General features: G+C 63.4%; 11 protein-coding genes. 6 read left to right on the forward strand and 5 right to left on the reverse strand.

The window, feature by feature from the left end; translation table 11 throughout:
* Positions 1–6: 6 nt before the first annotated feature.
* A complete protein-coding gene (locus KHO30_RS00980) occupies positions 7–615 on the reverse strand; it encodes a hypothetical protein (RefSeq protein WP_211699774.1) in 609 nt (202 codons plus the stop codon).
* A gap of 112 nt (positions 616–727) precedes the next feature.
* On the opposite strand from KHO30_RS00980, the gene KHO30_RS00985 reads away from it, so the two are divergent.
* The gene (locus tag KHO30_RS00985) at positions 728–1,165 is read left to right on the forward strand and encodes an MbcA/ParS/Xre antitoxin family protein (protein WP_211699775.1); all 438 of its coding nucleotides are present in this window, start codon (positions 728–730) and stop codon (positions 1,163–1,165) included.
* On the forward strand, positions 1,162–1,863 hold the full coding sequence (locus KHO30_RS00990) for an RES family NAD+ phosphorylase (RefSeq protein WP_211699776.1): 702 nt from the start codon (positions 1,162–1,164) through the stop codon (positions 1,861–1,863). Before KHO30_RS00985 ends, KHO30_RS00990 begins: the two co-directional genes overlap by 4 nt.
* 21 nt (positions 1,864–1,884) lie before the next feature.
* Here the strand turns inward: KHO30_RS00990 and KHO30_RS00995 are convergent, their stop codons facing one another.
* From KHO30_RS00995 to KHO30_RS01010, 4 genes are all read right to left on the reverse strand, one after another.
* Positions 1,885–2,622 (reverse strand): metallophosphoesterase, encoded by a 738-nt coding sequence (locus KHO30_RS00995; protein WP_167378394.1) that lies wholly within the window; start codon positions 2,620–2,622, stop codon positions 1,885–1,887.
* Positions 2,623–2,770: 148 nt separating this feature from the next.
* Positions 2,771–4,198, reverse strand: a complete 1,428-nt coding sequence (locus KHO30_RS01000; protein WP_211699777.1) for a cytochrome c — start codon at positions 4,196–4,198, stop codon at positions 2,771–2,773.
* 20 nt (positions 4,199–4,218) lie between these two features.
* Complete coding sequence (locus tag KHO30_RS01005) at positions 4,219–5,820, reverse strand: GMC family oxidoreductase (protein ID WP_211699778.1); 1,602 nt, start codon at positions 5,818–5,820, stop codon at positions 4,219–4,221.
* Between the two features lie 112 nt (positions 5,821–5,932).
* Positions 5,933–6,547, reverse strand: coding sequence for a sugar dehydrogenase complex small subunit (locus KHO30_RS01010; RefSeq protein ID WP_211699779.1), 615 nt, complete (start codon positions 6,545–6,547; stop codon positions 5,933–5,935).
* Positions 6,548–6,916: 369 nt separating this feature from the next.
* Between KHO30_RS01010 and KHO30_RS01015 the strand changes: the two genes are divergently transcribed.
* The 4 genes from KHO30_RS01015 (at position 6,917) to glgB (ending at position 17,156) form a co-directional block, all read left to right on the forward strand.
* Complete coding sequence (locus KHO30_RS01015) at positions 6,917–7,579, forward strand: DUF1345 domain-containing protein (protein WP_211699780.1); 663 nt, start codon at positions 6,917–6,919, stop codon at positions 7,577–7,579.
* 475 nt (positions 7,580–8,054) lie between these two features.
* Positions 8,055–11,498 (forward strand): maltotransferase domain-containing protein, encoded by a 3,444-nt coding sequence (locus KHO30_RS01020; RefSeq protein ID WP_211699781.1) that lies wholly within the window; start codon positions 8,055–8,057, stop codon positions 11,496–11,498.
* Positions 11,495–14,953 (forward strand): maltose alpha-D-glucosyltransferase, encoded by a 3,459-nt coding sequence (gene treS, locus KHO30_RS01025; protein WP_093634961.1) that lies wholly within the window; start codon positions 11,495–11,497, stop codon positions 14,951–14,953. The genes KHO30_RS01020 and treS overlap by 4 nt, the downstream gene beginning before the upstream one ends.
* Positions 14,946–17,156, forward strand: coding sequence for a 1,4-alpha-glucan branching protein GlgB (gene glgB / locus KHO30_RS01030; protein WP_211699782.1), 2,211 nt, complete (start codon positions 14,946–14,948; stop codon positions 17,154–17,156). Before treS ends, glgB begins: the two co-directional genes overlap by 8 nt.
* The last annotated feature ends 83 nt before the right edge of the window (positions 17,157–17,239 follow it).

Consider the following 17,239-nt stretch of genomic DNA (forward strand, 5'->3'; position numbering starts at 1 on the left):
AGAAGGTCAGTGGAGGATCGGCGGCAACGAACCGCTGCTGGCGGTCGCCGGATTAGCAGGCGCGGCGGCCGCGGGACTCGCCGCTACGTTTGCGGCCTTGGCAGGCGCGTTCGTATGGACCACGGCCGGTTTGGCTGCGCTGGTTTTCGCCGCCACATTGACCACTTTGGCATGCGCTGCATGGCCTTGAACCAGGTCGGCGTGCATGATCCGGCCTTGAGCCGGCTTCGCTTGAGCGAGTTTTGCGTGCGGCTTCTTACCCTGCGCCACTACCGCTGCCTTCGACTTAGGTTTGCCCGCGCCCTTCACCGCGCCACTGTGGCCAGCATTCCTGGCGACGACCTTCTTCACACTGCCATGCGCTGCCGGCTTGGCACCACTCTTCGACGCCGACGCGACCCGTTGCTCCCCATGCTGCCCCTTCGCCACCTGCTTCGAACCCGCCTTCGCGCCGGCGGTAGACTTGACCTTGGCCGTACCCGCCGTTTTCTTTGCATGCTTCGCCGTATGCCCGGCCGATTCGGGCGGATTCCACACTTCCGCATAACCCGCGGCCATTGCCGCACCCGACACACACCACACTGCAACTGCCGTTGCTACTGCTCGAACCCACATCTCCTGCTTCTCCTGATCTTCGACTTCATAACGAGCCGGGATTATATTCTCTTGCAAAAATCCATTTTTAGACTAATATCAACAATAAGTACAGATAAGGACTCACCCCATCATGGCTCACGCCGCCCGCTTCACCCAGCCCGAACCGCCCATCCGCCGGCCGGTTTCGGAACCCACGCTCACGGAAATGTCGGCGGCAGGCCTGCGCGCGTTCTTCAACATCGCACGAGACTGGGATTTGAGCGCCGAGGAGCAGATCGTGTTGCTCGGCTCGCCAGGCCGTTCCACCTACTTCAAATGGAAATCCGCGCCGGGCACAGCGCGTCTGGGGCGCGACACGCTGGAACGCCTGTCGCTGCTGCTCGGCATCTATAAGGCGCTGCAAATCCTGCTGCCGCAACCCAGCGCCGCCGACACCTGGATCAAGCGCCCCAACAGCGCGCCGCCGTTCGGCGGCCGCCGCGCGCTGGACCGCATGCTAGCCGGTAACATCAGCGATCTCGTGGCCGTGCGCCAGTATCTCGACGCGATGCGAGGCGGCTGGGCGTGACAGAACCGCATTGGCAGCACCGCTGGCGCAGCGCGCCGCTCGACTGGTCGCCCGCGTATCGCGTGATTCCAACGCGCTTTCCGGCCGTCAATCTGTTCGACCGGGTCGCATCGCCCGAAGATTTCGACGCTCTCTACGCGCTCGAAGCGATGACCAACGACCGCCTGCGCACCGAAGTCGGCGAACTCGATCTCGTGCCACGCGAGGAGCGCCGTTTCGGTCCGGGCTACGGGCCGATCATGGCCGCGCTGACACACCTGAATCCGCTCGGCAGCCGCTTCTCGGACGGCACGTACGGCGTGTTCTATTGCGCCCGTTCGCGTGCCACTGCGATCGCGGAGACGCGCTACCACACGGGGAAATTTCTGGAGGCGACCGCCGAGCCCCCCATGCGGCAGCAGATGCGGCTCTACACGGTTGCGGCGCAAGGCAACGTGGTCGACATCCGCGGCGACGCATCGCTCGATCTCGCGGTGCTGTCGCCCGACGACTATGTCGCCGGGCAATCGCTAGGCCGTGCCGTGCGCGAGGGTGGTGCGCCGGGCATCGTGTATCCATCGGTGCGGGATGACGAGGGCGAGTGCCTCGCCGCGTTCAGAACCACGCTGCTACGCGACTGCCATCATGCGGCGTATCTGGAATACAACTGGAATGGCACGAGCATCGATATGGTGTTCGAGCTCAACCAAGTAGGCTAGGAACCAGGAGACTCGAAACAATCAGGGCAAGGCCAGCGCCGCCGCCCCGCTCTCCCGCGCCGCCTCCACCGAGATCGACCAGCGCCGCAACGCCTGCGGCTCCACGATGGTCAGCTTGCCGCCGGGCCCGAATGCGCCGGTGTCGATGAAAATCTGCGAGCCGATCTGCTGGATGTCGCGCATCGGCGTATGACCGCAATAGGTCAGCGAAAGCCCATGCTGGCGCAGCGGATCGCCATTGCCCAAGGCCAGATCCCGCCCCCACAGCAATTGCTGGCGCGTTTCGGCGGAAAAATTCCCGGCGTCGAGTTCGGCGTCCGTGCCGAAGAATTCGGCATGCAAAATATTGAAGCGCTCCTTACCGCTGCCGACCACGCGTACGAGCGGCAGCGTCCGCAGACGTTCGGCGTAGTGCTGCAAACGTTCGTCGGACAAACTTGCCGCCCATATCCCGCCGATTCCGTACCACCACTGGCGCCGCAAGCGCCCATCGGCGACGCCGCACAAGGTGTCTTCATGATTGCCGAGCACCGCGTGAAACCACGGCTTGTCGAGCAGGGCCAAAGCCTCCTCGGAATGTTGACCGCGGTCTACCAGATCGCCGACCGAAAATAGCCGGTCACGCGCCGGATCGAATGCGATGTCGCGCAGCAGATAGCGCAGCGCATCGACACAGCCATGCAAATCGCCCACGACAAAGTCGCGGCCGCTCCGATTGGCCGGATGATGCTGAACGGTGTTGACGAGTACGGAATCCATTCGCTCATGATAGTGCGGCATCCGCAAGTGCGTATGCGCGCTGCCCATCTTATCCTGACGTCCCGCATCGCTCGAATGACGTAGAAACAACGCAAGAACGGCGCGTCTCCGGCAGGACTTACCGGAAAACGCGTCGGCCGCGCACTCATTATTGCTGGGTGCGCAGTTTGGCGACCTGATCCACCGTCACCGTGGACTGCGGATTGCCGAACTGTTTGGTCACATAGTTCGTGATAGCCGCCACCTGGTCGTCGGTAAGCTGGGTGCCGAACGCGGGCATCAATACGTCAGCCTGTTTCGTCGTACGGCTAACGCCGTGCAGGATCACCATCGCCAGATTGTTGGCATCGCTCGCTCCCACCGCCGAGTTGTGGATCAGCGACGGATAGGCACCCGGCGCGCTGGCGCCGACACCCTGACCGGTCCAGTTATGGCACGTCGCGCAATTGGCGATGAACAGTTGCGCACCGTTTACCGTATTGATCTTGGTGCCGCGTAGCGCGGTGACGTCGTCGACGGCGGGATTGCCCCACTGGTCGCGCGGACGCGATTCGCCGCCGTTGATTGGCGGCACCGAGCGCAGATAGGTGACGATCGAGCGGATGTCCTCGTGTGTCAGATACTGCGTACTGTCGGTCACCACCTCGGCCATGGGGCCTGCGGCATTGGCGCGACCCGGCGCTGCGCCGGTCGACAGATACGCCGCCAGTTCGTCATCGCTCCAGTTGCCCACGCCGCTGGTCTTGTCCGACGTGATGTTGTACGCATGCCAGCCGGCTTGCACCGCGCCGGAGAGGCGCGAACTCGTCTTCAGGCCTTGCGTGAAGTTGCGCGGCGTGTGGCATTCCTCGCAATGCGCAAGACCCTGCACCAGATACGCACCGCGATTCCATTCAGCGCTTTGCTTCGGATCGGGCACGAAGCGGCCTTCGTCGAAATTGAACAGATTCCAGAACACCATCAGCCAGCGCTGGTTGAACGGGAATTTCAGGCTGTTGCTCGGCGGCGCGTAGTGGATCGGCGTGAGCGTGTTCAGATACGCGCGAATCGCCAGCGCGTCCTGATCGGTGACCTTGGTGTACTCCGCGTATGGGAAGGCCGGATAGAGCCGTTCGCCGCCCTTGCCGACGCCTTCATGCATCGCCCGCAGAAAATCGGCGTCGCTCCATTGGCCGATGCCGGTATCCGGGTCGGGCGTGATGTTCGGCGTCACGATCGTGCCGAACGGTGTGTTGATCGGCAGGCCGCCCGCGAATGGGCGTGCTTTGTCAGCCGTGTGGCAGGCAACGCAATCGCCGGCGCGCGCAAGGTATTCACCGCGTTTCACGAGATCGCTGCTGGTCGCCGCCGTCGGTGTGGCCGCCGCATTGTCCGGTTGCGCGGCGTCGTCCGCGTGGGCCTGCGTGATCGGCAGCTCGTCGTTATGTCGTGCGATCGGCCCATGCGCTTCGTGCCAGGCGACATACAGCGCAAACAGCGAAAAGACGGCCGCCAGCGTCGCCACCCGGAAGTGCCGACGACGCGCACGCTGAACTAGCGCATCGGCCGGCTGCACGCGAGAGGTGTTCTTCGTCATTGTGGCTCTCCGTTCAGGGCTCAGATTTCACGCTTGAGCTTGTCGGCCAATTTCAGCGACAAAGCGGCGATCGTCAGCGTGCAATTCACGGAGGCGGCAGTCGGCATTACGCCGCTGCTGGCGATGAACAGATTCGAGTGATCGTGTGTGCGGCAATCGGCGTCGACAACCGAATCGCCCGGATCGCTGCCCATGATGGTGGTACCCATGATGTGATTGTTCGGCGCGAACGTATCGTCGAATGAGACTTCGGCGCCGCCGAACAGCGAGGCGATCTGCGCATACAGTTCATGCGTGTTCGCCGCGCTCTTCTTCACGTAATCGTTGATCGAGTAGTAGATCTCGGGCTGCGGAATGCCGAGCGCATCCTTGTGATCCGCCGAAGGCACCACGCGGTTCTGGGGCTCCGCCAGATGCTCGTGAAAACTGTTGATGTTCAGCGTGCGCGCGGCGCGGTCGCGAATCTGGCGGTCGAGCTCGGCGCCGGTGAGGCCTTTCTTCAGCAGATCGGCGGTCACGCTCATGGTCGGCACGCCATTCGACAGATGCAGTTTTTTCGCCGCGTAATCGGAGCGGAACGCGCCATCGCGGAAGTTGACGATCGATGTCATCTCCATCGGCCCGCGTCCGGGCCATAGGGGTTCGTTGGCGAGGAAGGTGACGCCCGTACCCGGATGGTCCATCAGGTTGCGGCCCACCTGGTCGGAGCTATTGCCAACGCCGTGCGGGAATTTGTCGGAGGTCGACATCAGCATCAGCTTGGGCGTTTCGATGCCGTTGGCGGCGAGCACGAACAGCTTGCCGGTCACGCGTGTGCTGTTGCCGTTCGCGTCCTTGTAGTGGACGGCCGTGATGAGCCCTTTGTTGTCTGCTTCGACGCGGTACACAACCGCCTCGGCAATCAGCTTCGCGCCGGCCTGCTCGGCCTTCTCCGCGTGCACTACCCCGTTGTACATCGCGGCGATCGGGCAGATCGGCATGCAGTTGTTGTTGCCGCAACAGGTCGGCCGCGCATCGTATGGACGGCTGTTACGCGCGACCGGTTCGGGCACCACCTTGAAGCCCTGTGCATTGAGCACGTCGCTAAAGCGCTGATCCATGTACGAGAGCGGCAACGCACTCATCGGATAGGGCCTGGAGCGCGGGGAACCGAGATCGATCGTGCTGTCCGGCCCGGAAACGCCCAATTGCACTTCAGCCGCGCCATACCACGGCTCCAGCGTTTCATACGGATAAGGCCAATCACGCCCCACACCATACAGCTTGTGCAACTGGAAGTCCGACGGCAACAGCCGCCACGCAGCGGCCGCCCAGTGCCACGTCGTGCCGCCGACCAGCCGCACATACTGCGAGTTATACGGATAGTCGCCTTTCTGGATCAGATAATTGTTGGCGGGCGCGTACTCGGGATGCGGCGCGTAAGGCGTGGAGGGATAGGGCGTCGCGAAGTCGGACTTGGCCGGCGAATTGCGGAAGTTTTCGACGATCTGCCAACGTGGAATACGCGGCCCGGCTTCGACCAGAATCACCGACGCGCCGGCCAGCGCCATTTGATGCGCGACCAGCCCACCTGCCACGCCCGAGCCGACTACGACGATGTCGGCGGAATTTGAGTTTGCCATTGTTGCCCTTTCCCTTCTGGCTTGTCTTTGCTTGCTGACCTCGCGTGCCGCATTTCGTCGAACGGCTCAATCAGGCCATGCGACGACACCGCACGCGTGAGAGGAACATCGTTCAGGCGCTCAACGGCTTCCGCGTCCAGTAGAACGGGACGTCGCGGCAATAGGACGGGATCGTCAGCACGTCCTTGACCGGCTCGAACATCAGCGCTTTTTCATAAGCGACCACGTCCACATGCGGCATGTCGCCCACGAGACCGAGATACCACGCGCGCATGATCGCGCTCACGGATTTCGCGAGCGCCGGCTGGTCGACCTGCAAGGCCTGCGTGACGGTATCGGACGGCACGCCGCCATGGCCTTGCAGCCACGTGTTGAGCGCGGCGACGTTCTGGGAGAACTGGCCGTCTGATTTAACGAGAGCGTCGTAGACGCGTTTGCCGAGCACGGCGTCGAAGCCCGTGTGACCGGTGAGACGCTGCGAGAGCGCGAGGAAGGCATCGAGTCCGCCGCCGGCGGGCGCAGTGTCAGCGAACGCCGGCGCGATCCATGAGAGCGAGCGGCCTGCCCCGGCAAACGCGAGCGCCGCGGCCGTCGCGCATGCGCCTAGCACCCAGGCTCTGCGCGAGGCCGAAAACGATGCATGCAGTGAAGAGGATGTTGACGACGGAAACCTGGCCAGATGCGTCACGCCATGGCGCGCATCTTTATTCTCAGGAACATCTGTCATGGGGGCTCCAGATGGTGAGTTGATCGTGAGTTGTTCTCAACAGACAACGCCACCGTGGCGTGATGCCGTTGGCGCGCTGTGTCGATTTCTCTACCCCAAACCTGGTCTGGCGCCGCTTAAGCGGTCTTGTGTGGCTGCATGATAACGATGCAAGCCGCATTACGTTGTGCCAATGACAGCCTTGTGAAAACAGCCTGACCGCGCGCGGCACGCACGGCGAAACACCCGCCGCCTGCCAATCTCCTTTCAACTGAAAGCGGCGCGCAAGGCCGTTGCGAAAGACTATAGCCTGTGATTCCCTTATTCGACAAATGGTGCCCGAAGCGCGAGTAGAATCCGCGGCACAGACGGCCCTTCACCCTTGATCTCATGCTCCTTAAATATTATCCGCAGGTTCTTCGCAATCGACCCCGCATGCTGATCGGCCTCGCCGTCGGCCTCGTGGCCGCGCTGGTGCTGCCGGAACACGTACGCCCCATGGTGCGTGTTCTGGCCGGCTGGGATGCCGCGGTGTGGATCTACCTCCTGCTCATGTGGGTGCACATGGCCGCCGCCGACGAAGGCCGCGTCCGCGAATACGCGCGGCGCGACGATGAAAACGCGGGCGTGGTGCTGGTCGTGATCTGCGTCGCAACGGTCGCCAGTATTGCCGCGATCGTGCTCGAACTGGCCTCGGCGAAAGGCACGGCCGGCAGTTCGACTGCATGGCACTACCTGCTGACCGGCCTCACGATGTTCGGCGCCTGGTTCATGATCCCGACCATTTTCACGTCGCACTATGCGCGGCTGTACTACGACCCGGATGCACCGGAGACCCCCTTGCTGTTTCCCGACCGCAAGCTCCAGCCGAACTACTGGGATTTCCTGTACTTCTCGTTCACCATCGCGGTGGCCTCGCAAACCTCGGACGTGGTGCTGCGCTCGCGGTCGATTCGCCGCGCCGCGCTCGCGCAGTCGATCCTGGCGTTCTACTTCAACGTCGCCGTGCTCGGCTTGTGCGTGAACATCGCAGCGGGCTTACTCGGCTCCTGACCGGCGAGACCTCCTTGAAAGCCGTTTCCCTCACGACCCTTACCCCGCCGGCCGCCACTTCGCCTTTTGCGGCACCGGCAGCCCCAGCGCCCGCCTCGCGCCACCCCGTGTAAAACCCGGGCGACGCCCGTCCGTTTTACACGCGAGCCACCCGCCGCCGCTCTCCCACCGCGTCCGGCCGACCGTCGCGCGTCCCGCTAGGGCGCGCGCTTCCCCACCCTTCCGCTTCAATCCAGAACGCACTGGCACAACGTTTGCTGCGTCTTGCGAATAGTTCTGGCCGGCCTCGTGCTATCGACGCCTGGCGTCAAAGCACCCCTTACTGGCCAGCGGCGTGACGATCTTTGCACTACATTGACCAGTACGCGCCCTCGCTTCACGCATCGCGCGGTATCCGGCTCTGGAAGCCCAATGAGCGCTGTGATCGCATGTCAATTGCATCCACACCGCAGCAGGACGAATCTGGAAACGACCGATGGAATCCCCAAACGGGTACGCGCCGCGGATTTACTTTTTCCATTCACTTCTCGTTGGGCCGCTCGATGCATGGCCCACGCAGTTCGCTCACGCAGCCGGACTGGGCTTCGATCACGCGCTGATCGGCGGCCTTTTCGAACCGGGCCGCGCGGGTCACGCACAGGTGGTCGGCAACCACGGCCGGCTGCATCCGGTGTTCGAGACTCAGCAGCCCGCCGCAGAGGCGATCCGTACGCTCGCGCAGGCCGCCCGCCAGAACGGTCTGGCCTTGCTGGTCGATCTGGTGATCGACCGGATGGCCGCCGATGGTGCGCTGTACGCCGAACATGCCGGCTGGTTCCACCCATTCGAGTCTGAAGAGGCGCGGCTCGATCCGCGCCATCTGCATCACGAGGACAACGTCGCGTATGCGAATTTCAACGACGCCGCCAGCAGCGCTGCGCTAGTCGACTGGTGGACGCAGAAACTGCTGGCGCTGGCCGACGCCGGCGTCGGCGGCTTCCGGTTCGATTCGCCGCATCGCGTGCCCGCCGCGGTTTGGCGGCAACTCGGCGACGCGGTTCGTGCCAAGCATCCTGAGGTGCGTTTCCTCGCCGCGACGCCGGGTCTCGCGCGTGGCGATCTGCTCGGCCTGGCAGGCGCGGGCTTCGACAGCGTGTTTTCGTCGGTGCGCTGGTGGGACTTTCGCGCCAGCTGGATGGTGGAAGAGCATGCCGCGCTCGCCCGCATCGCCGCCCCCATCGCCTTTCCCGAAGCGCCTTACGGCACCCGCCTCGCCGCCGATCTCAGCGATGCGCACGACTCCGCCATTGTCGAGCGGGCCTACCGCCGCGCGCTGTTCGCGTCGGCCTCGACCGGCACCGGCTGGATGATGCCGATGGGCTTCGAGTACGGCATCACCGAGCCCATGTCGCAGACACGCGGCGACGCCGCGCAGTTCGCGCTGGCCTGCCGGTCGAAGCGATTCGATCTCTCGGAACAGATCAGCCATGTGAACGACGTGGTGTGCAATACGAAAACGCTGCACGCCAACGGCGAATTGCGTCCGCTGAGCGGGCCCGGCGCACCCGCGGCCGTTTTGTTACGCGCCGACGCGCCCGATCTGCGCGACGCCGGCGAAGCGATCCTGATCGCCATCAATCCCGAACTCGGTGCACCGGTGCGCGTCGATCCAGCCCGCTTCCTCACGGGCGTACCGGGCAACTTCACGCGCTTCGTCCCGCTTGACGCGCCCGGGAAAGCCACGCCATCCGCATTGACTCCGTTCACGCTCACACCCGGTGCAGTGCGCCTGTTCCGCGCGGCCGCCGATCAACCGATCCGTCTCGCGCCACCGATCGACAAGTCGAACAGCAAGCGCAGCGGCCGCAAGACCGTGCTCGAAGCGATCAACGCACCGCGCGTGGCGATCGAGAGCGTCACGCCCTCGGTCGATAACGGACGCTTCCCCGCCAAGCGCACGGTGGGCGAGCGCGCGGAAATCACCGCCGCGATCTTCGCGGAAGGCCACGACAAGATCGCCGCCGCCGTCGTCTGGCGCGCCGCCGACGAAACCGCCTGGCACGAAGTACCGATGAGCCCTGCACAGCCTGCCGGACTCGATATCTGGAAAGCGCGCATTCCGCTGGAGCGCATGGGTCGTCACGAGTTCACCGTGGTCGCATGGCGCGATGACTTTGCCTCGCTGGTCGAGCATATTCAGAAGAAGCTGAAGGCGGGCCAAACCGTCGAGCTCGAACTCGACGAAGCCACGCATCTGTTCGCCCTCGTGCTCGCCGAAGTGGAAACCGTGGAAGGCGCGGTGACCGAGCCGCTCGAACATATCGTCAAGCTCTTCACGAAGGGGGACGCCGAAACGAAGCTCGCGCTGCTGCTCGCACCGACCACCGCGAAGGCGATGACCGCCGCGCGCCACCGCCCGTTCCTGAGCCGCGATCCGATCGTCTACAAGATCGATGCCGAACGCACGGCGGCAGGCTTCGCAAGCTGGTACGAAATCTTCCCGCGTTCGATGAGCGACGACGAATCGCGTCACGGCACCTTCGCTGACGTCGTCACGAAACTGCCGCGCATCCGCGACATGGGTTTCGACGTGCTGTACTTCCCGCCGATCCACCCAATCGGCGTCGCCAATCGCAAAGGCCGCAACAATACGCTGACCGCGCAACCGGGCGATGTCGGCAGCCCGTACGCGATCGGTGGGGCCGAAGGCGGCCACACCGCCGTGCATCCCGAACTCGGCACGCTCGACGACTTCAAGAAGATGCTGGCCGCCGCGCACGCGCACGGCCTCGAAATCGCACTCGACTTCGCGATCCAGTGCTCGCCGGATCACCCATGGTTGAAGGAGCATCCGACGTGGTTCGCCTGGCGCCCCGACGGCACGCTTCGTTACGCCGAAAATCCGCCGAAGAAGTACCAGGACATCGTCAATCCCGACTTCTATGCGCACGACGCCAAGCCCGATTTGTGGCTCGCGCTTCGCGACGTCTTCCTGTTCTGGATCCAGGCGGGTGTGCACATTTTCCGTGTGGACAATCCGCATACCAAGCCGCTGCCGTTCTGGGAATGGGTGATCGACGACGTGCGCTCGCGCTATCCCGACACAATCTTCCTCGCTGAAGCCTTCACGCGGCCACGCATGATGAACCGCCTCGGCAAGATCGGCTTCTCGCAGTCGTACACGTATTTCACGTGGCGCGAATCGAAGCGCGACTTTATCGAGTACATGACCGAACTCACGCAAACCGGCGCGCGTGATTTCTACCGGCCGAATTTCTTCGTCAATACGCCGGACATCAACCCGCGGCATTTGCAATCGTCAGGGCGTTCGGGCTTTCTGATTCGGGCCGCGCTGGCCTCCACGCTCGCCGGTTTGTGGGGCGTGTATAGCGGTTTCGAATTGTGCGAGGCCGCTGCGTTGCCGAACAGCGAGGAATATCTCGACTCCGAAAAGTATCAACTGCGCGCGTGGGACTGGAACCGGCCCGGCAACATCGTCGGCGAGATCACTGCGTTGAACCGGATTCGCCGCGCGAACCCGGCGCTGCAAACGCATCTCGGCCTTACGTTCCTCACCGCGCACAACGACAACATCCTGTTCTTTGAAAAAGCAACCGAAGCGCGCGACAACGTGATCCTGGTCGCGATCAATCTCGATCCGTTCAACGAACAGGGCGCGGATATCGAATTGTCGTGGGACACTTTCAACCACTGGAATCTGCACGACCATGGCGCACTGGAAGTGACCGATCAGATGACCGGTGCGCGGTTCGAATGGCACGGCCGCTGGCAGCACGTCCGCCTCGGTTCAGGCCAACCGTTTTCGATCTGGCGCATCGCGCCGCTCGGCGGCCTGCCCGCTGAACGCCCCGATGATGCCGACAGCGACTATCACGCAGACGACGCTGGCAACCCAACCCCTACGGAAGGTGCGACATGAAGCGTGAAGATCCAGCCCAAAGCACGTCGCAGACCCATACGAGCGCTGCCACCGGCAGCGCCGCCAAAGCGCGCTCGCATCGACGCGGCAAGCCCGCGGCCTTGAGCGACGATCCGCTCTGGTACAAGGACGCGATCATTTATCAGGTGCACATCAAGTCGTTCTTCGACGCGAACAACGATGGCGTCGGCGACTTTCCGGGCCTGATCGCGAAGCTCGACTACATCGCCGAACTCGGCGTGAATGCGATCTGGCTGCTGCCGTTCTATCCATCGCCGCGTCGCGACGACGGCTACGACATCGCCGATTACCGCAATGTGCATCCGGACTACGGCCAACTATCGGACGTGAAACGCTTCATTCAGGAAGCGCACGCGCGCGGCATCCGCGTGATTACGGAACTGGTGATCAACCATACGTCTGATCAACACCCGTGGTTTCAGCGCGCCCGTCGCGCGAAGCCGGGGTCGAATCATCGCAACTACTACGTATGGTCCGAGACCGATCAGAAGTACACGGAAACGCGGATCATCTTCATCGATTCTGAACCGTCGAACTGGACGCATGATCCGGTCGCGGGCGCTTACTATTGGCACCGTTTCTACTCGCACCAGCCCGATCTGAACTTCGACAATCCGGCCGTGCTGAAAGAAGTGCTGCAGGTGATGCGCTTCTGGCTCGATATGGGCATCGACGGGCTGCGGCTCGACGCAGTGCCGTACCTGGTCGAACGCGAAGGCACCAACAACGAGAACCTGCCGGAAACGCACGCGGTGCTGAAGAAGATCCGCGCGACGATCGACGCCGAGTATCCAAACCGGATGCTGCTCGCCGAAGCGAACCAGTGGCCGGAAGACGTGAAGGAATATTTCGGCGACGAAGACGAATGCCACATGGCGTTCCACTTCCCGCTGATGCCGCGCATCTATATGTCGATTGCAAGCGAAGACCGCTTCCCGATCACCGACATCATGCGGCAAACGCCGGACCTCGCGGAAACGAACCAGTGGGCGATTTTCCTGCGCAATCACGATGAACTGACGCTCGAAATGGTCACAGATTCCGAGCGCGATTACCTGTGGAATACCTACGCGAGCGATCGCCGGGCGCGCCTGAATCTCGGCATTCGCCGCCGACTCGCACCGCTGATGGAGCGCGACCGCCGCCGCATTGAGCTGATCAATTCGCTGCTGCTGTCGATGCCCGGCACGCCCGTGATCTATTACGGCGACGAGCTCGGCATGGGCGACAACATCCACCTCGGCGACCGCGACGGCGTGCGCACGCCGATGCAATGGTCGTCGGATCGCAACGGTGGGTTCTCGCGCGCCGATCCTGAACAACTCGTGCTGCCGCCGGTGATGGGTTCGTTGTACGGCTTCGACGCCGTCAACGTCGAAGCGCAAAGCCGCGATCCGCATTCACTGTTGAACTGGACCCGGCGCATGCTCGCCACGCGCCGTGCGAAACAAACCTTCGGACGCGGCACGATCCGTTTCCTGAAGCCGGAAAACCGCAAGATCCTTGCGTATCTGCGCGAATTGCCAGGCGAGCCGCCAATATTGTGCGTGGCCAACCTGTCGCGCGCACCGCAGGCGGTCGAACTCGATCTGTCCGAATTCAACGGCTCGGTGCCGATCGAAATGACTGCCGATTCCGTGTTCCCGGCAATCGGTCAGCTTACTTATCTGCTTACCTTCCCGCCGTACGGTTTCCTGTGGTTCATGCTTTGCTCCGGTGGCCAGCGTCCGACATGGGCGCAAGCGCATTCCGAACCGCTGCCCGAGTTCGTCACGATCGTGATCCGCGAGGGTCAGGTCGGACCGACGCCGGAAAACGTCCGGCTGCTCGAGTCCGAAGTGCTGCCGTCCTGGCTGAGCCGGCGCCGCTGGTTTGCCTCGAAGGATCAGAAGATGCACGCGGTGCGCCTCGCTGCGCTGACCACGATCCCGAACGGCGGCTTCGCCTTCACCGAAATCGAAGCGGACGTGGGCGACCATACCGAACGCTACGTCGTGCCGATCGCAATCACGTGGGGCGGCGAAACCACCACGCCGCTGTTCATGCAACTGGCACTCGCGCGCGTACGCCGCGGCCGCAACGTCGGTCACCTGACGGACGCGTTCGCGCTGCCCATCTTCGCTCATGGCGTGATGCGTAAGCTGCGCGAACGCGCGGTCGTGCCAACCGTACAGAAGAGCGAGATCAAGTTCCTTCCAACCGAGCGTTTCTCCGAACTCGACGATCTCGGCGAACGGCCCGAGATCCGCTGGCTGGCGGCCGAGCAAAGCAACAGCTCGCTGATCATCGCCGATGCCGCAGTGTTGAAATTGGTGCGGCGTCTGGTGAGCGGCGTTCATCCGGAAGCGGAAATCAGCCGCTATTTGACCCAGCTCGGCTACGCGAACACCGCGCCGCTGTATGGTGAAGTGGTGCGCGTCGATCCCGAAGGCGTGCCGCATACACTGGCTATCTTGCAAGGCTATATCGACAATCAGGGCGACGCCTGGAACTGGTCGCTGGACTACCTGCGCCGCTCGGTGGACGAACTCGCAATCGCCGTCGATACGGACGGGCAATCGCCGGACCGCGACAACGAAACGATCCTCATGGAAGGCTACAGCGCGCTCGCCGGCACCATCGGCAAGCGGCTCGGTGAACTGCACATGGCGCTTGCGTCACCGTCCGACGACCCGGCATTCGCACCGGAACTCGCCAGCGCAGAACAGGTGAAGGCGTGGGTCGCCGGCACGCAAGCCATGCTCGCCAGCGCGCTCGATCTGCTCGCACCGCGCATCGAGCAGATGAGCGATCCGGACACCCAGGCATTGGCGCAAAGCCTGATCGATCGCCGCGCCGCGTTGGTCGCCGCGGTCAGCAAGCTGGTGTCAGGCGATGCGGGCGCGCTGCGTACCCGCATTCACGGTGACTTCCATCTGGGTCAGGTGCTGGTCGCGCAGGGCGACGCGTATCTGATCGACTTCGAAGGCGAACCTGCGCGTACGCTCGAGGAACGACGTCAGAAGTCGAGTCCGTTACGCGACGTGGCCGGCTTGTTGCGCTCGCTGTCGTATGCAAGTGCCGCGGCGCAGTCCACGATGGAAAGCGCGCCACAGCAAACCGCCGATCGCAAGCGCGCGCTCTTCGACCGTTTCCGCGCGCATGCTACCGAAACGTTCCTGAAGGAATACCGCGCCGCCATCGCGGATTCGCCGACGCCGCTGGTGGCGCCCGAAGCCGAACAGGCCTTGCTCGATCTGTTCCTGATTGAGAAAGCCGCTTACGAAATCCGTTACGAAGCGGCTAACCGTCCAACGTGGCTCAGTTTGCCCGTACGCGGCCTTGCCTCGCTTACCAGCCGCCTGCTCGGTGACACCGGCAATCCGCACGATCCATCAACCCAGGCGCCAGACGCCGCCGCATCGCCTAATCCGGCCGAGGGCGACTATGAGTGAGCATGATCCGGCCGCAGGCCTCCAACCACTCGATATCGACGCGCTCGTTGAAGCGCGTCACCCCGATCCTTTTTCGCAGCTCGGCATGCATCAAACGGACGCGGGTCCGGTGGTGCGCGCGCTGTTGCCGAACGCAAAACACGTCACCGTGATTTCACGCGCCAACGGCGCAACGCTCGGCGAACTCGAGCAACTCAGACCGGGACTGTTTGCCGGCCGCATCACGTCTGCCGCGCCCTATCGCCTGCGCGTCGACTGGCATGGCACCGTGCAGGAAATCGAGGACACGTATTCGTTCGGCCCCGTTCTCGGCGACGAGCCGTTGGGCCGTCTCGCCGGCGGCGATCCGTACGCCGTGCTCGAATGCCTCGGCTCGCGCCCGATGGAAGTGGACGGCGTGCCGGGCGTGCGCTTCGCCGTCTGGGCGCCAAATGCGCGGCGCGTCTCGGTGGTCGGCGACTTCAACTCGTGGGACGGTCGCCGTCATCCGATGCGGCTGCGTCATCAGGCAGGCGTGTGGGAATTGTTTGTGCCGCGCGTCGGTCCGGGCACGCGCTACAAGTACGAATTGCTCGCCCGTGACGGTCATCCGTTGCCGCTCAAGGCCGACCCGTGTGCGATGCAGACGGAATTGCCGCCAGGCACCGCATCGGTGGTCGCGCATGTCGACGAGATCGAACAGTTTGAATGGACCGACCACGACTGGATTCAGTCGCGCGCCGCCAAACAAACCCCACGCGCACCGATCTCGATCTACGAAGTGCATGCCGAATCGTGGCTGCGCGTCGCCGAAGAGGGCCAGCGCGGCCTCACGTGGGAAGAACTCGCTGAGCGGCTGATTCCGTACGTGAAAAGCATGGGCTTCACGCACGTGGAATTCATGCCGATTGCCGAGCATCCGTTCGGCGGTTCGTGGGGCTATCAGCCGCTCGGACAGTTTGCGCCGTCGGCACGCTTCGGCAAGCCCGAGCAGTTCGCGCTGTTCGTCGACAAGGCACACGCGGCCGGCTTGGGCGTGCTTCTCGACTGGGTGCCGGCGCACTTTCCGAACGACGCGCATGGCCTGATCGATTTCGACGGCACGCCGCTCTACGAGCACGCCGATCCGCGCGAAGGCTATCACCAGGACTGGAACACGATGATCTACAACCTGGGCCGCAACGAGGTGAGCGCGTTCCTGGTGGCATCGGGCCTTGCATGGCTAAAGCGCTATCACGTCGACGGCCTGCGCGTGGATGCGGTCGCCTCGATGCTGTACCGCGACTATTCGCGCGCCGCCGACGAGTGGGTGCCGAACATCTACGGCGGGCGCGAAAATCTCGAATCGATCGCATTTCTGAAGCGGCTGAATCATGAAGTCGGCTATGTGCCGGGCGTGCCGGGCGCGATCACGATCGCCGAGGAATCGACCGCGTGGCCGGGCGTGACCGCACGCCTCGAAGACGGCGGCCTCGGCTTCCAGTTCAAGTGGAACATGGGCTGGATGCACGACACGCTGCACTACATGGAAGAGGACCCGGTCTACCGGCAATACCATCACCACATGATGACCTTCGGGATGGTGTACGCGTATTCCGAGCGCTTCGTGCTGCCGCTTTCGCACGACGAGGTGGTGCACGGCAAAGGCTCGCTGCTCGGCAAGATGCCCGGCGACAGATGGCAGAAGTTCGCCAACCTGCGCGCGTACTTCGGCTTCATGTGGACGCATCCGGGCAAAAAGCTGCTGTTCATGGGCGGCGAATTCGGCCAGCTGGCCGAATTCAACCACGACACGTCGCCACACTGGCATCTGCTCGACGATCCGAACCACCATGGCGTGCAGAAGCTCGTGCGCGACCTGAACCATCTTTATAGCGAGGAGCCGGCGCTGCATCGGCTCGACAGCGAGCCGGGCGGTTTCCAATGGCTGGTCGGCGACGACGCCGGCAACAGCGTGTATGCCTACCGCCGCACCGATGGTGAAGGCCGCGAACTGGTGGTGGTCTGCAACATGACGCCGGTGCCGCGGGTCGGTTACCGGATGGGGATGCCGCGCGGCGGCCGCTGGACGGAAGTGCTGAATACGGATGCCGGCGTGTATGGCGGCTCGAACATGGGCAATGGCGGGCTGATCCACACCGACAACGTCTCGAGCCACGGCTGGCCGCATTCCGCTGCGCTAACGCTGCCACCTTTGGCGACGATCGTTTTGCGCGCAGATTGATAGAAGTGTTGTAAGACGGGCGCGCGGCGGCCAGGCCGCGCGCCCGTTGCATGAAGTCCCACGATAGCGTTCATAAAACAGAA

The organism is Paraburkholderia aspalathi (assembly GCF_905220735.1).
Lineage (GTDB): Bacteria > Pseudomonadota > Gammaproteobacteria > Burkholderiales > Burkholderiaceae > Paraburkholderia > Paraburkholderia aspalathi.

What these genes read in the sequence shown, in the direction of transcription:
- KHO30_RS00980 (WP_211699774.1), bottom strand. Translation starts at nt 615, where the DNA reads ATGTGGGTTCGAGCAGTAGCAACGGCAGTTGCAGTGTGGTGTGTGTCG.
- KHO30_RS00985 (WP_211699775.1), top strand. Translation starts at nt 728, where the DNA reads ATGGCTCACGCCGCCCGCTTCACCCAGCCCGAACCGCCCATCCGCCGG.
- KHO30_RS00995 (WP_167378394.1), bottom strand. Translation starts at nt 2,622, where the DNA reads ATGGATTCCGTACTCGTCAACACCGTTCAGCATCATCCGGCCAATCGG.
- KHO30_RS01000 (WP_211699777.1), bottom strand. Translation starts at nt 4,198, where the DNA reads ATGACGAAGAACACCTCTCGCGTGCAGCCGGCCGATGCGCTAGTTCAG.
- KHO30_RS01005 (WP_211699778.1), bottom strand. Translation starts at nt 5,820, where the DNA reads ATGGCAAACTCAAATTCCGCCGACATCGTCGTAGTCGGCTCGGGCGTG.
- KHO30_RS01010 (WP_211699779.1), bottom strand. Translation starts at nt 6,547, where the DNA reads ATGACAGATGTTCCTGAGAATAAAGATGCGCGCCATGGCGTGACGCAT.
- KHO30_RS01015 (WP_211699780.1), top strand. Translation starts at nt 6,917, where the DNA reads ATGCTCCTTAAATATTATCCGCAGGTTCTTCGCAATCGACCCCGCATG.
- KHO30_RS01020 (WP_211699781.1), top strand. Translation starts at nt 8,055, where the DNA reads ATGGAATCCCCAAACGGGTACGCGCCGCGGATTTACTTTTTCCATTCA.
- treS (WP_093634961.1), top strand. Translation starts at nt 11,495, where the DNA reads ATGAAGCGTGAAGATCCAGCCCAAAGCACGTCGCAGACCCATACGAGC.
- glgB (WP_211699782.1), top strand. Translation starts at nt 14,946, where the DNA reads ATGAGTGAGCATGATCCGGCCGCAGGCCTCCAACCACTCGATATCGAC.